This window comes from uncultured Fibrobacter sp. (assembly GCF_937877005.1).
Classification (GTDB): Bacteria; Fibrobacterota; Fibrobacteria; order Fibrobacterales; family Fibrobacteraceae; genus Fibrobacter.
Genome location: NZ_CALEFV010000167.1, coordinates 1 through 15,003, shown reverse-complemented (window position 1 = coordinate 15,003; position 15,003 = coordinate 1). Strand labels below are relative to the sequence as shown.

Annotated in this window: 9 protein-coding genes and 1 pseudogene; 8 read left to right on the top strand and 2 right to left on the bottom strand. The window is 53.4% G+C overall.

Translation table 11 applies throughout. The annotated features are described in order from the left end of the window. Window positions 1-186, bottom strand: a pseudogene (locus tag Q0628_RS08055) (hypothetical protein); the annotation flags it as partial. Window positions 187-306: 120 nt separating this feature from the next. Continuing rightward, complete coding sequence (locus Q0628_RS08050; protein WP_298769897.1) at window positions 307-1,929, bottom strand: right-handed parallel beta-helix repeat-containing protein; 1,623 nt, start codon at window positions 1,927-1,929, stop codon at window positions 307-309. A 116-nt stretch (window positions 1,930-2,045) separates the two neighbouring features. Between Q0628_RS08050 and Q0628_RS08045 the strand changes: the two genes are divergently transcribed. The 8 genes from Q0628_RS08045 to Q0628_RS08010 all read left to right on the top strand — a co-directional run. Beyond that, entirely contained in the window at window positions 2,046-3,752 is a 1,707-nt protein-coding gene (locus Q0628_RS08045) for an EAL domain-containing protein (protein WP_298769895.1), read from the top strand. Next, a complete protein-coding gene (locus Q0628_RS08040) occupies window positions 3,749-4,090 on the top strand; it encodes an Hpt domain-containing protein (RefSeq protein WP_298769893.1) in 342 nt (113 codons plus the stop codon). Before Q0628_RS08045 ends, Q0628_RS08040 begins: the two co-directional genes overlap by 4 nt. A 24-nt stretch (window positions 4,091-4,114) precedes the next feature. Continuing rightward, window positions 4,115-6,580, top strand: coding sequence for a PAS domain-containing hybrid sensor histidine kinase/response regulator (locus Q0628_RS08035; protein WP_298769891.1), 2,466 nt, complete (start codon window positions 4,115-4,117; stop codon window positions 6,578-6,580). A 2-nt stretch (window positions 6,581-6,582) separates the two neighbouring features. Continuing rightward, window positions 6,583-9,387 (top strand): amino acid permease, encoded by a 2,805-nt coding sequence (locus tag Q0628_RS08030; protein WP_298769889.1) that lies wholly within the window; start codon window positions 6,583-6,585, stop codon window positions 9,385-9,387. Window positions 9,388-9,407: 20 nt separating this feature from the next. Next, on the top strand, window positions 9,408-12,494 hold the full coding sequence (locus tag Q0628_RS08025; RefSeq protein ID WP_298769887.1) for a response regulator: 3,087 nt from the start codon (window positions 9,408-9,410) through the stop codon (window positions 12,492-12,494). Between the two features lie 47 nt (window positions 12,495-12,541). Then, window positions 12,542-13,114 carry a GTP cyclohydrolase I FolE gene (gene folE / locus Q0628_RS08020; protein ID WP_298769885.1) on the top strand — a complete coding sequence of 191 codons (573 nt, stop codon included), beginning with the start codon at window positions 12,542-12,544 and terminating at the stop codon, window positions 13,112-13,114. Window positions 13,115-13,250: 136 nt separating this feature from the next. Further along, window positions 13,251-14,519, top strand: coding sequence for an alpha/beta hydrolase (locus Q0628_RS08015; RefSeq protein ID WP_298769883.1), 1,269 nt, complete (start codon window positions 13,251-13,253; stop codon window positions 14,517-14,519). 84 nt (window positions 14,520-14,603) lie between these two features. Then, window positions 14,604-15,003: glycosyltransferase (locus tag Q0628_RS08010; RefSeq protein ID WP_298769881.1), on the top strand; the 400-nt coding region annotated here is incomplete at its 3' end.

Here is a 15,003-nt window from a genome sequence, read left to right as displayed (position 1 = left end):
GATAAAGAAATGGATAATTGCACCCACGGCGTAGCAGGCCACGCCCGTATAGAATATCGGATTGATCGAACGCCCTTCGAGCCCAGGGAACAAATTCAAGACAATGCTGTGTCCGAAAAGCATCAAAAGTACCAGCACAAAACCCAGCGCACGGAGCACATAAGTCACAATCACGAGTTTTTTCATAGATACCTCAAAACTGCACCTCGCGGTGCGTCTGTTTTTACAGAAAAATACACAATTACGGGCAAAAAAGAACGCCCGTTCCACAGGAAACGGGCAAAAAAGGCGGGTAAATAGGGGGTGTTAGAACATCACGCGGTAGCGGATCAGCTTTTCGTAGCGGCGGCCCTTGAGGTCGCGGTAGCCCTTGCGGGCGGGCTTTTCGCCGTCGGGCATCCTTTGCGGCATGATTCGTGCCGTTCCAGAAGATGATTCGGCAACAGAACCAGATGACGCCACAGAACTGCTCGACATTCCGTATTCGAATGCGCCGAGGTCGGGCGCTTCGCCCACAAACGGGAATCCGAGATCTTCGCCCTTGTCGATGGCGCGGCTCCCCTTCTTGAGTTTCAAGAAGCCCACGTTGGGCAAGCTGCCGTCGGCGTTGCGCGGGCCCAAGATTCCCGGAATCGTCGAGAGGTCCTTGCCGGTCACGGTCATGCTCGGGTCATCGAGACTCTCAAAATCATCTTCTGTCAAATCCAGTTTCAAATTCCACGTGTTGTTTTCGCCGGCAGGGCATTCCACATAACGGTCGATGTTCTGGCTCGGTATATACTCCCAGCACTCCCCGACTTGCGAATTCTTGTTCGGGAAGGCAATGTTGTTCTTGAGCACGTGCGCGTTATCGCCGGTGAGGGGCGCCACCTCGGCAATGCGGTTCCCTTCGGAATCGAAGAGCGTCGACGCCATGGCAAATTCGCGGTCCTTGTTCATGTACGACGTGTTGTTGAGCCACTTGCTGCCCACGCCGGTGTAATTCGCGTAAAAGCCCGTCGCCTTGTTTTTCCAGGCGGCGCAGAACTTGATGATATGCCGCCCGCCGCCGAGGGTGCTTTCGCCCATCTTGATGCCGTGCCCGTTGCCGTTCTTCGGGTTTCCAAGCCCGTAATCGCTGTAGCCGTTCCCCATGGCGTAGCAGTTTTCGAGCACCACGGGGAATTCCTGGTTGATGAAGTCAAATCCGTCGTCGCTGTTCCACCAGGCGCGGCACCCGATAAACTTCGTGGTATCGCCCTCGCCGGGTTTCTGGTAATGCGCGCCGAAGCCGTCGGCATTTTCGCCGTCGCCCTGCCAGCCCAAGGGGTCGTAGTTGTCGTGCGCGTCGCAGTTCAAGAAGATGTGCCCACCGCCATCCGGTGCGCCGTCGTTCGCGAAGAATCCGGGGCCCGCATTATGGTGGCTGTCAATCTGCTCCAAGAAGATGTGCTTGCTCGCGTAAAGGAAAACGCCGGAATTCGAGTTGTGCTTCATGGGCGTGTTCCGCACCTCGAAACCCTTCAAGTGCAGGTACTTTGCCGAAATCACGATGGGCGACGTGTACATCGCTCCTTCGGGAGTGCCGTCGCTATGGTCCGTACCTGCGGCCACGGGGAGGTTTGCGCCGTCAAAAATCGGACGCTCGCCCGGATAGGCCAGGTAATGGATGCGGTTGTCGTCGCTCTCGCCACTTGCCGTGAGGACGATTGCCGCAGTCATCTTGTAACGCTCGAAAAAGACCGTATCGCGCAGATCATAGATGCCACCGCGAATCCAGACGGTATCGCCCGCGTGCACAACGGTATTCGCCTTGTTGAGCGTCGCGAAGGGTTTTGCTTTTGTACCGGCGTTGTTGTCGCTGCCATCGGTGGCCACGTAGTAAACGGCACCGAACGCCTGGATTGCCGAAAGGGCGAGACCGATCGCGAGAATAGACTTTGCTCTCATATACACCTCGTTTATCGCTTGTAATATACTCTATATTTTGAGGACGACATGCGTCTGGGACACTTTTTTCGTAAAATATTTGTTATTTGTGTTATATTTAGGGGAAAGAGGCGTTTATGGAAAAGATGAGACAGTACAGCTCCCTGAAACGGCGAATCCTGATTGTCGATGACGAACTGGTCAATCGCGAAATCCTGTGCAACATTCTGAGGGATATTTACGAGGTAGATTGCGTAGATAATGCAAAGGAGGCTCTGGATAGGCTATCGCATCAGGGGGCGGCCTACTCGCTCGTGCTTCTGGACTTGCTGATGCCGGTCATGGACGGCTTTGAATTCTTGAACCATCGGAATGATGACGAACGGCTCAAGCGTATTCCGGTCATTGTGATGACATCGGAAAAGGAATCCGAAGTCAGGAGCCTTGAACTCGGTGCGGCAGACTTTATCAAGAAACCCTACGACATGCCCGAAGTGATTATTGCCCGTTGCAGGCGCATCATCGAGCTGTTCGAGGACAAGAACCTTATCAGCCACACGGAACGCGATAGCATTTCGGGTCTTTATACTAGGGACTACTTCTTTGAATACATCCGCCAGATTGAACTCTGGAGTAGTGACATTCCCCGCGATGCACTGGTATTTGATGTCGAACAGTTCCATCTAGTGAATGAGTTCTGCGGTCGCCCCTTTGGCGATCACCTGCTTGCAAAGATTGGCGAGACTATGCGGAAGGAACTTTCGCCCATGAACGCCATTGCCTGTCGTGCGGATGCCGATACTTTCTACATATTTAGCGCCCATCAGGATGACTATACGGCATTGCAGGAAGCTCTTGGCAAGGTGATTTCGGAGTTCTTCAAGATGAGCAACGTGCGCATCCGCTATGGGCTCTGGGAAAATGTAAGCCGTGATGTAGAAATTGAGGCATGGTTCGACCGTGCAAAGACTGCCTGCAACAGTAACCGTGGAGACTTTACTCAAGCCTTTGCTCGCTACGACAACGAACTGCACTCTCGCCGCGTTTACGAGGAAACGCTTATCCGCGACCTACAGGAAGCTATCGACCATCACGACCTAAAGGTGTATTACCAGCCCAAGTATAACATAACGGGCGATGTGCCTCGCCTGGCGAGTGCCGAGGCACTGGTACGTTGGATACACCCGAAGCTTGGATTTATTAGCCCTGGCGATTTTATCCCGCTTTTTGAATCCAATGGGCTTATCCAGAAGGTGGACAACTTTGTCTGGACCGAGGTCGCCATCCAGATTCGCAAGTGGAAGGAGCAGTACGGAGCCATTCTTCCGGTATCGGTAAATGTGTCGCGCATAGACATTCTGGATCCGGAACTTGAACCGAAACTGAAGCGTATTATGGATGTTAACGGGCTTTCTCCTGCGGATTATCTGCTCGAAGTGACCGAGAGTGCCTACTCCGAAAACATGAGTAGGCTAATCGATGTCGTGGAGAACCTGCGAAAACTTGGTTTCCGCATTGAGTTGGACGATTTTGGTACGGGGTATTCCTCGCTGAATATGATCACGACGCTTCCCATCGATATCCTGAAAATCGACATGTCGTTTATCCGCAATATGGAAAAGGATGAACGCAACCTGAAACTGGTGGAACTGGTGACGGATATTGCTAAGTTCATGAAGATTCCCGCAGTTGCCGAGGGCGTTGAATCGCAGTCGCAGCTCGACATTCTCAAGAAGATGGGCTGTGATATTATTCAGGGATACTACTTCTCGAAGCCGGTTCCGCCAGAGGAATTTGTGCCGTTTATAGAAAAGGAACTTGAATACAGGAGAAACGAGCCGTGATTACTATCGAAAAACTGAAAGACTTTGGAGCAAATACCATGGAAGGTCTTGGCCGCTGTATGGGCAACGAGGCCTTGTACTTGCGGCTGGTTGCGACAATCCCTGCCGAAAAGAACTTTGATCGACTTAAGTCGTCTATCGAAAACAACAACTTGGACGAAGCCTTCGAGGCTGTTCACGCCCTGAAAGGTGCGCTCGGGAACCTAGCCCTGACACCGATGTATGACATGGCCGTAAAGATTACGGAACCTTTGCGGAACCGAACGGAAATGGACTATCGCGGAATGGTTTCGGAACTGCTAACTCTCCGTGATAAATTGTCGGAGCTGTGCGCATAATAACTTAGCCTAAAGGTTGTCGCCATGTTCAACCACTTCAAGCTGAACGACAAGAACATGTCCATCGTGGAAGACATCGGGCGCTACATGCCCGGTGGATTCTTCATCTACAAGGCTCAAGGTGATGGCGAACTGCTATACGCAAACCACACGGTGTTCGATATTTTCGGGTGCCGAGACCTGGACGAATTCAAGTCACTGACCGGTTTCACCTTCAAGGGCATGGTTTACACCGAGGATTACGAAAAAATTCAGTCCTCTATCGACGAGCAAATCGTAAAATCAAGCGAAAAACTGGACTATGTCGAGTACCGCATCAAGCGCAAAGACGGAAAGCTCCGTTGGGTAGACGATTACGGTCACTACGCCGACAGCGAAAACTACGGCGGACTCTACTATGTTTTTATTTCGGACATTACCGAAAAGCACGAACAGATTGAACTGAAGCTGTTGGAAGGCCAAAAACAGCGGGCGCAGCTGGACAGCATGATTACCGCCATGGCCTCGGACTACCGAAGCGTCTATCACGTGGACCTCGACAAGGACGATGCCGTATGCTACCGCGGCGACCCCGAAGACCACCACCAGCATGCCGAAGGGGTACATTTCCCCTACCTGGAACGGTTCCGGGACTACGGCAACAACTGCGTTACGGAAAAATATCGTGAAGGTTTCTTGAACTTCATCGAGCCCGCGAACATCCGCGAGGCGCTCCAGAACGAACAACTGATTGCCTACCGCTACCTGGCCCGCCGGGACGGCAAGGAATACTACGAGATGATCCGCATGGCAGGGGTGCATCACCCTGAAGACCGCAAGGATCACATGGTGCATGCGGTAGGAATGGGGCTTACCATCATCGATGCCGAAATGCGGGATTCCATGGCCAAGAACCAGGCCCTGGGCGAAGCGCTGGATGCGGCGGAAGAGGCCAGCAAGGCAAAGACGGCCTTCCTTTCGAACATGAGCCACGAAATCCGCACGCCCATGAACGCCATCATCGGCCTCAACAGCCTAGCCCTGAGAGACCCGGCCATCTCGGAGCGGACCCGGGAATACCTGGAAAAGATTGGCGGGAGTGCACGGCACCTGCTGGGGCTCATCAACGACATTCTGGACATGAGTCGAATCGAATCCGGCAGGCTGGTGATGCGCAAGGAGGAGTTCTCCTTTGCCGGAATGCTGGAACAGATCAACACCATGGTCATGTCCCAGTGCTCGGACAAGGGCCTCAAATTCGAATGCCACATCGAGGGCCATGTTGACGACTACTTTATCGGCGACGATATGAAGCTCAAGCAGGTGTTCATCAACATCTTGAGTAACGCCATCAAGTTTACCGAAGCCCCCGGGAGCATCACCCTTACCATTTCCAAGGTTGCGCAGTTCGAAGACCAGAGTACCCTGAAATTCGAGGTGAAGGACACGGGTATCGGCATGGACGAATCGTTTATTCCGAAGGTGTTCGATTCCTTTACCCAAGAAGATTCCAGCCGCAGGAACAAGTTCGGTTCCACAGGGCTTGGCATGGCGATTACCAAGAACATCGTGGAAATGATGAACGGTTCTATCTCGGTAAAGTCAAAGAAAGGCGAAGGTTCCGTATTCACGGTGGTGGTGACCCTCAAGAACTGCGACCACGAGGTAGTGTCGATAGACCACGTGAACCTGCGCGACATCAGCGTGCTGGTCGTCGATGACGACGCAATCGCCTGCGAACACGCGCGGTTCGTGCTGGACGAGGCGGGCATCAAGGCGGACACCAGCACCAGCGGCGAAGAAGCCCTGCAGATGCTGGAGGTAAAGCACGCCAAGCACGAGCCCTACAACCTGGTGCTTCTGGACTGGAAAATGCCCAACATGGACGGCCTGGAAGTGGCGAAAAAGATCCGTGAACGTTACGACAACGAGACTACGGTGATTATCCTTACCGCCTACAACTGGGACGAAATCATGGACGAGGCGCTGCATATCGGGGTGGACAGTTTCCTTGCGAAACCGCTCTTTGCAAGCAACGTCATCGATGAGTTCGAACGTGTCGCCCGTCGAAACAACATGAACCTTTTCAAGAAAAAGTGCCGTGCAAGCCTCGCCGGGCGGCATATCTTGCTGGCCGAAGACATCCTCATCAATGCCGAAATCATGAAGGAGCTGTTGACGGTAAAAGACGCCATTGTCGATCACGCCGTAAACGGCCAGATTGCACTGGACATGTTCGCCAAGAGCGACGAAAATTTCTACGACGCCATCTTGATGGACATCCGCATGCCCGAAATGGACGGTCTGGAAGCGACCAGGGCCATACGCGCCCTGGACCGGAGCGACTCCCGCAAGGTTCCCATCGTGGCCATGACCGCAAACGCCTTCGACGAAGACGTGCAGCGCTCCCTGCAGGTAGGCATGAACGCCCACCTTTCTAAGCCTGTGGAACCGGAACACCTGTACCAGACTCTCGAAGAACTCATCTGGACCGCCCAGAATAGAAAATAGATATGTTGCAAGACAAGAATTCTGCTATTTCCAAGTATCTGTCGCGCCTAGACGTCTGGGGCATGGCTTTCGGTGTCATGGTCGGATGGGGAATATTTGTGATGCCGGGGACCACGTTCCTTCCGGTGGCGGGCCCGTTGGGAACCCTCATCACCATGCTGGCAGGTATGGCCATCATGCTGGTGATCGGCTACAATTTCTCTTACCTGATGGGACGAAACGGCCAGCCCGGCGGTGTGTACGCCTACGCCAAGGAAGCCTTCGGCCGCGACCACGCCTTTCTCAGTTCCTGGTTCCTGTGCCTTTCTTACCTGACCGTCGTTTTCCTGAACGCAACCGCGCTGTTTATCGTGGCAAGGCTCCTGTTGGGCGACGCCCTGCAAATCGGGTACAGCTATACGGTAGCGGGGCACAAGGTTTTCCTTACCGAGGCCATGGTATCTGTGGTGAGCCTCGCCATGGTCGGAACCCTGTTCTTGCTCCTGAAGGGAATCTTGCACAAGCTGCAGACCATATTTGCGCTGATTCTGTTCATAGGAATTGTCATTATCGGAATTATCTGCCTGCCCAAGGCTCTCGCTACCGGCGCACTCACCAACGGCCCCGTTTTCGGTACGGCAGGGCTGAACCCGTTTTACGGCATTTTCAGCCTGGTGATTCTTGCCCCGTGGGCCTTCGTGGGCTTTGACGTGGCCTGCTTCGAGACCTACCGCTTCAATTTTTCGCCCACAAAGACCAAGTGGATTATCGCCATCGCCATTATCCTGGCCGCTATTTCGTACATATCGATTGCACTGGTAGGAGTGGCCGTTGTTCCAGAAGGATTCAGCTCCTGGAGTGACTATGTCTCCAAAATCGGCACGCTACAAGGGGTCGTTTCCGTGCCCGTTTTCTACGGGGTAAAGGAGATTATGGGGCCCTTTGGCCTTGTGGTCCTGGGAATCACTGCCGTTGCCGCCATCTTGACCGGGCTTATAGGCGGTTACCGCGCCATCGTGCGCATCCTTTCCACCATGGCCGAAGACCGTATCCTTTCTGACGGATTCTCGAAGACCACCAACAGCATTCTGTTCATCATGGTCATTTCCATTGTGCTTGCGCTTTTGGGCCGAAACACGCTGAACTGGTTTGTAGACCTGACATCCTTCGGCGCCATTGTAGGGTTCGGCTATGTATCGGCTGCGGCCTGGAAAATTGCAAAGACCGAAAACAACTCCAAAGTTCGTGTGGCCGGCGGTATCGGCACTATCATATCCATTATCTTCGTGGTGGTGCAGCTTGTGCCCAGGCTTGCCGCCATGGAGGCAATGAGTTCCGCCGCCTTCTTGCTCCTGTCGCTGTGGTGCCTGCTGGGCTTTGTCTTTTACTGGAGCACCATTCGCCGGAGTTCCCTCGCCGAATACAGCGGCATGTCCATCTCCGGCGTGGTGCTGTTTGCCCTGCTCCTTTATTCCGCCATCATGTGGGTGGCAAAGCTCCTGTATGCAAAAGCCCCCGACGACGCTTCCCGCGACATGCTGGTCTTTACTGGCGTCGTGCTCCTCGCCATTGTATTTGTTGGGCTAGTCGTTATGCTGTACGTGCAGAATCAGGTACGCAAAAAGAACGAACTCGTGGAGCGTGAAAAAATCCGCGCCGTAGAAGGGAGCCTTGCCAAGAGCCAGTTCCTTTTCAACATGAGTCACGATATCCGCACGCCCATGAACGCCATCATCGGTTACACCAATCTAGCCATGAAGGAGCCTGCCACCGAAAACCTGCGCAATTACCTGAAAAAGATTGACATGTCGAGCCAGCACTTGCTGACCCTCATTAACGACATCCTGGAAATGAGCCGTATCGAAAGCGGCAAGGTGGAACTGGAGTTTTCTCCCGAAGACCTGTGCAAGATTTTCGAGAATATCCGGGACTTGTTCGTTGAACAGATGAAGCAGAAAAAAATCAATTTCAAGTTGCATCTCTCGCAGGTGAAAAATCGCCTAGTTTGGTGCGACAAGAAAAATCTGAACCGTGTGCTGTTGAATGTACTTTCCAATGCCTTCAAGTTTACACCTGAAAATGGAAATGTCAATGTATCGTTGTGGGAAGTGGCCGCAGGTGACGATGGCTACGGTTTCTACGAAATCCGAATCCAGGATACGGGTATTGGTATGTCCAAGGACTTCGTGGGAAAAGTTTTCACTGCATTCGAGCGAGAACGGAGTTCCACCAATAGCCGCACAGAGGGAACCGGACTTGGTCTTGCCATTACCAAGAGCATTGTCGACATGATGGGTGGCACCATCGAGGTCATCACCTCTCTCGGGAACGGTACCGAAATCATTGTCCGGGTCAAGTTCAGGCTCGCCACCGAAGAAGACCTGCTCAAGTTTGGCGGCGACAAGCCCGAAGAATCCGACGAAAGTGCCACCAGCGAAGTTTCCTTTGCAGGCAAACGCGCGCTTTTGGTAGAAGACAACCTGGTGAACCTGGAAATTGCAAAGATGATCCTTATGCAGATGGGTTTTGCTGTAGAAACCGCCGAAAACGGAAAGGATGCCGTAGAGATGGTAGAAAAATCCTCTCCCGGCTACTACGACCTGATTCTCATGGATATCCAGATGCCTGTCATGGATGGCTATACCGCCACCAAGAACATCCGGCTCCTTGAAAATAAGGATCTTGCGGGAATTCCCATTGTTGCCATGACCGCAAATGCCTTTGCCGAAGACGTGAAAGCCGCCGAAGATGCGGGCATGCAGGCACACATCGCAAAACCCGTAGATGTAAAAAACATGATTAAGACCCTTGCGCAGTGGGTGCGGTAAAGTTTTAACAGGACAATGTTATGGAAACGAAAAAAAGAATCGGGATTGTAAGTATCGCCACTATCGTGGCCCCCATCATCGTTATCATCCTTGTGCTGGGGACAATCTTCACGGGTCGCCACGCGAGCGGAGATACGGAAAAGGCCGTGCGCAACGTGACGCTCCTCTTTATGAACGAACTCGCGAACCGCCGCGAACAGGTGGTGGCGTCGAAATTGAACGGCTACATCAACGACCTAGATGTGGCGGTGGGCCTGCTTTCAAAAGAAGACCTCGCCAGTACCGCAAGCTTGCAGAGCTACCAGCTCCGCATGAAGCAACTGTACGGTCTAGAAAAGTTCGCCTTCGTGGACACTGCGGGTCTCATCTACACATCCCGCGGTACGCGCACCGACATTGATCTCTATAATTTCGATTACAGGACCCTGGCAAAATCCGAAATTTCATTAAAGAAAAACAGTGAAGAAAAGAAGACTGTTGTCATTGCCGTGCCTGTGGACCGTCTTGCCTTTAATGGTCGGGTTTTGGTCGTGTGCTTCATGGAAATCGACATGAACCGCATGCTGGAAGGTATTTCGCTGGAATCCGACCGGCAGGGAATTACATTTTGCAACATCTACTCGAAGGCAGGCAATTCGCTTACGAACCTGGTGCTAGGTGGGCTTGCGAGCGGCGACAATCTGCTTGCCGCCATGGAAAAAGCCAGCTTCGAAAAGGGCTTCTCCATGGAAAAGATGCGTTCCGACTTCGCGAACCACGAGGCGGGCGTCGTTTCCTTCGAGTATAACGGCATCCGTGAAACTATGTACTATGTTCCCATCCATTCTACGGACTGGATGCTGACCTACCTTATCCGCGAAAGCGTCATCTCCGAGCAAATCGGTTCCATTTCGGAAGACATTTTGGAACGCAGCCTTCTGCTATCCGGAATTATCGCGCTAGTGCTCTTGACCGTGTTCCTGTTCCTCTTCATGCAAATCAGGCGTACCTCTCAACTCAAGTTAGAAAAAGAGGTGGCCGATGCCGAAAGCCGCATCAAGCAGGAAAAACTGGAAGAACAGCTTGCGCTCCAGCAGAAGTTAGTTGAAGAAGAACGCAAGAGGAACGAACAGCGTAACATGATTACCGCGCTAGCGTCAGATTACCGCAGCGTCTACTACCTGAACTTGGATACCGGAATGGCGATATGCTACCGCAAGGACGGCTCCGTTCCGGCACCTTTCAAGGAAGGGGACGAAATCGGCTACCTGGAAAATTTCAAAACCTATGCCGAAAAGTTTGTCGCACCGGAATCTCGCGAAAAGTTCCTCGCTTTTATACAGCCCGAAAACGTGCGCGCGGGTGTCGCGAAGAACAAGATCTATACCTTGCGCTACCTGGCAAACCATGGCGGCAAGGAAAGTTACGAAATGCTGCGCATGGCGGGCGTGCACAATGCCGGCGACGCCCCGGATGCACCGCTCCGCATTGTAGGTTTCGGATTTTCCGATATCGACGAGGAAATGCGCGATTCCCTTGCCAAGAACCAGGCGCTTTCCGATGCGCTCAAGACGGCAGAAGAGGCGAGCAAGGCGAAGACCATATTCCTCTCCAACATGAGCCACGAAATCCGCACGCCCATGAACGCGATTATCGGCCTCGACAGCCTTGCGCTGCACGAACCCGAGATTTCGTCGAAGACGCGCGGCTACCTGGAAAAGATCGGCTCCTCCGCAGAACACCTGCTGAGCCTCATCAACGAGATTCTGGACATGAGCCGCATCGAGAGTGGCCGTACCAAGATCAACAGCGAGGAGTTCTCGTTCCCCAAGCTTTTGGAGCAGGTGAACACTATCATCGACGACCAGAGCCGAACCAAGGGCCTGAACTATTCGTGCCATGTGGCGGGCAGCCTGGACGACTACTACGTCGGCGACGTCACCAAGATTCGCCAGATTCTCATCAACATCCTGGGCAATGCGGTCAAGTTCACCCCGAAGGGCGGAAACATCGACCTCAATGTGGAAAAGATTGCCGCGTTCGACAACAAGTCCACGCTCGTCTTCAAGATTAGCGATACCGGTATCGGCATCAGCAAGGAATTCCTGCCCAAGATTTTCGACACGTTCACCCAGGAAAACGCCACCACGGCTTTCGAGTACGGCAGCAGTGGCCTCGGCATGGCGATTACCAAGGGTATCGTCGACATGATGAACGGCAAGATCGATGTGGAAAGCGAAAAGGGCAAGGGGACCACGTTCTGCGTGACGCTCACCCTCAACGACAGCATGCGCAAGCAGGCGACCGACGACGAAATCGAAATCCACCCGAGCGAAATGAGCGTGCTGGTGGTGGACGACGACGAGATTGCCCTGGGGCACGCGAAACTCGTGCTCGGCAAGGCGGGAATCCTCACCGACACGGTGCTTACGGGCAAGGAAGCGGTGGAGATGGCGAAACTCCGCCACGCGAGACGCGAGCCCTACAACCTGATTGTGATTGACTGGCAGATGCCCGAGATGAACGGCATCGAGACGGCGCGCGAAATCCGCAAGGTGACCGGCGACGAGTCCGCCATTATCATATTGACGGCCTACAACTGGGACGACATCCTGGACGAGGCCCTGGCAGCCGGCGTGGACTGCTTCATTTCTAAGCCATTGTTCTCGGGAATCCTGCTGGACGAATTTAAGAACGCCCTCCGGCGCAAGAAGGAACACACCTCGCTTGCGAAGAACAAGGCGGAACTTGCCGGAAAGCGGGTTCTCCTTGCCGAAGACATGGATGTCAACGCGCAGATCATGATGGAAGTGCTGAAGATGCGGGACTTGCAGGTGGAACTGGCCGTAAACGGTCGCAAGGCCCTGGAAATGTTCCGCGACCATCCCGAAAGTTATTACGATGCCATCCTTATGGATGTACGCATGCCCGAAATGGACGGCCTGGAAGCGACAGCCGCCATCCGCAAGCTGGATCGCGATGACGCCAAGAAGGTTCCCATTATTGCGCTCACGGCAAACGCCTTTGACGAAGACGTGCAGCGGAGCCTGCAGGTGGGCATGAATGCGCACTTGAGCAAGCCGGTAGAGCCCGACGTACTCTTCGAGACGCTCGAGGAATTGCTGTAGCGCGGTCGTGGATTTGTCGCGGCAATGTTTTTGCTATCTTTGGCTCCATGATGGATTTCAAGAAAATGGAAGACGGCTTCCGGTTGATTCTGGAAGGAATGGGCGAAAACCCGAATCGTGAAGGATTGCTTGACACGCCGAAGCGCGTGGCAAAAATGTATGCCGAGCTCATGACGGGCCTTTCTGGCGAGACTCGCGCCGAAGATATCCTCAAGACGCGTTTCCATGAAAAGTACGACGAGATGATCGTTGTGCCGAATATTGAATTTGCAAGCATGTGTGAACATCATTTTTTGCCGTTCACCGGTCGTGCGCACGTAGCCTACATTCCGGGTGACTGCGTTGTTGGCCTGTCCAAGATTCCGCGAGTCGTCGAATTCTATGCGCGCTTTCCGCAAATACAGGAGCGCATGACTCGCCAGATTGCGGAACTGATCCAGAAGGAATTGAACCCGAAGGGCGTGGCCGTGGTGCTCGAGGCTAGCCACATGTGCATGACAATGCGTGGTGTCAAGAAACCCGGTGCGACCATGGTGACGACGCAGCTTCTGGGCCGGTTCAAGACCGACGAAAAGACGCGCGCCGAGTTCATGGCGACCATCAATTCGTCCAAAAAGTAGATTTTAACTCATTAATAAAAGAAACTCCTTATTGACATTTTGTCCACGAAAACTCCTCTTGAGGGGAGTTTTTTTGTTTTTTTGCAAGGTATCTTTAGGGATGTAAAAAGGTGTATTGGGACAAAAGGAGTTCAGAATGAAGTCGCAGCTTCTCAAGAGGATGGTGAAGGGCCTCGCGATTGCCGGTGCCGCCTTTGCCCTGGTCAACTGTAATGATGCTTCCGATACGGTAAATGCCGCAATTTCGGATGCGGAACAGCAGATTGGAGAACAGCAAGGGAGTGGTGATGTTCTCACGGATCCGACCAATCCCGGTCAGACAGTAACAGATCCGTCGCAGGATCCCTTAAATCAGCAGGGATCCGATTTCAACGCGGGGCAGGCTGTTAATCCGGATGCTGAAAATCTCAATGGAAGTTTGGACGGGGGGACGGAAAGCCAGAACACGGATCCTGTCAGTAATCCTGACGTGATGCCTGGCGAATCTAGCAGCTCCGAAGGCGAAGTGGGTCCGGGGCTGCTGTCCAGCTCGAGCGAAGTCGTCGTCGAAGAATCCTCTTCGAGTGAAGCGAAGGTCGAAGATGGCGTCTTCCTTGCCGAAGGTACCGACGAGAACAAGGACCAGATGCAGATCGAATACATCGAGAATATCGAACCCTGTATTTGGGATAATGACAAGCACAGGAACTTGTGCAAGATCCTTGCTTATCCGAAACAGCTGTCCGAGACCCAGAAGCACGCTGTCGTGATGTGGGGCCCAGGTGGCGGCTCTGACCCCAAGGACTATGGTGGAATCATCAAGCGCTTGGCCTCTCACGGTTTTGTAGTGGTTGCTATTCCTCAATCTCCGGGTGATGCCAGCCAGGGCAAGCCAGCCCTTGATTGGCTTGAAAGCAAGAACAAAGATCCGAACGATCCGTTGTACAATAAACTCGACATGACCAAGGTGGGCTGCTCCGGCCACTCCATGGGCGGTCTCGAATCTGAGCAGATGCTCATCAAGGACGACCGCGTGATTACGGCCATGCTCAACAACAGCGGCGACCTGGGCCATACTGCAATGTCTTATGTGTCTCCGAACAAGACGATTGGCATTGTGTACGGCGAAGGCGGCATGGAACGTCCGAATGCCGAAGCGGACTACAACAACCAGGGCGTCAGAGCTCCTGCGTGCCTCCTCAAGATGACCGGCGGTCAGGGCAACGAATGCCAGCAGGGCGAATGCGGATGGGGTCACGGTTCTGGCCCGTGGGGCGGTATGGCTGCGACGGTTGCCTGGATGCGTTGGCACCTCGGTGGCGAAGACTTCCGCAAGGCAGACTTCGTCGGCACGAGCGGCAAGTACATCGATGGCGCGATTATCGGCCAGCCGGGCAACTGGAAAGGCCAGTGCAAGAATTTCTAGAAATTCCACACTCACTCCTGACATCCCGTCCGAATGGGCGGGGTGTTTTTTTATAATTATGCATGTAAAACGGAGTTTAGTTTCATGAACGCAGCTATTCTTACTAACGAGTTTCCGCCGGAAATTTATGGCGGCGCAGGCATCCATGTTAAGTTCCTTACGCAGGAACTTGCAAAGCTTTGTCATGTCGAGGCCCGCTGCTTTGGCGTGCAGAATGTCGACGAAAACAATGTTCGTGCACTCGGCTTTTCGCGCAAGCTCGGGCTCAATCCCGAAGACGACCGCTTCCAGAAAATTTTCAAGCCGCTCGATATTGATCTCCAGTGGGCGGCTTCGCTCAAGGATATCGACGTGGTTCATTGCCATACGTGGTACAGCCACTTTGGCGGTGTGCTCGCTAGCCGTCTTCTGCAGTGCCCGTTAATTCTCACGACGCATTCGCTCGAACCGCACCGTCCGTGGAAGGCGGAGCAGCTGGGTGACG

Excerpts from the sequence above, each read along its gene's own strand:
- Q0628_RS08025 (WP_298769887.1), top strand. The coding sequence starts at position 9,408 with ATGGAAACGAAAAAAAGAATCGGGATTGTAAGTATCGCCACTATCGTG.
- folE (WP_298769885.1), top strand. The coding sequence starts at position 12,542 with ATGATGGATTTCAAGAAAATGGAAGACGGCTTCCGGTTGATTCTGGAA.
- Q0628_RS08035 (WP_298769891.1), top strand. The coding sequence starts at position 4,115 with ATGTTCAACCACTTCAAGCTGAACGACAAGAACATGTCCATCGTGGAA.
- Q0628_RS08050 (WP_298769897.1), bottom strand. The coding sequence starts at position 1,929 with ATGAGAGCAAAGTCTATTCTCGCGATCGGTCTCGCCCTTTCGGCAATC.
- Q0628_RS08030 (WP_298769889.1), top strand. The coding sequence starts at position 6,583 with ATGTTGCAAGACAAGAATTCTGCTATTTCCAAGTATCTGTCGCGCCTA.
- Q0628_RS08045 (WP_298769895.1), top strand. The coding sequence starts at position 2,046 with ATGGAAAAGATGAGACAGTACAGCTCCCTGAAACGGCGAATCCTGATT.
- Q0628_RS08015 (WP_298769883.1), top strand. The coding sequence starts at position 13,251 with ATGAAGTCGCAGCTTCTCAAGAGGATGGTGAAGGGCCTCGCGATTGCC.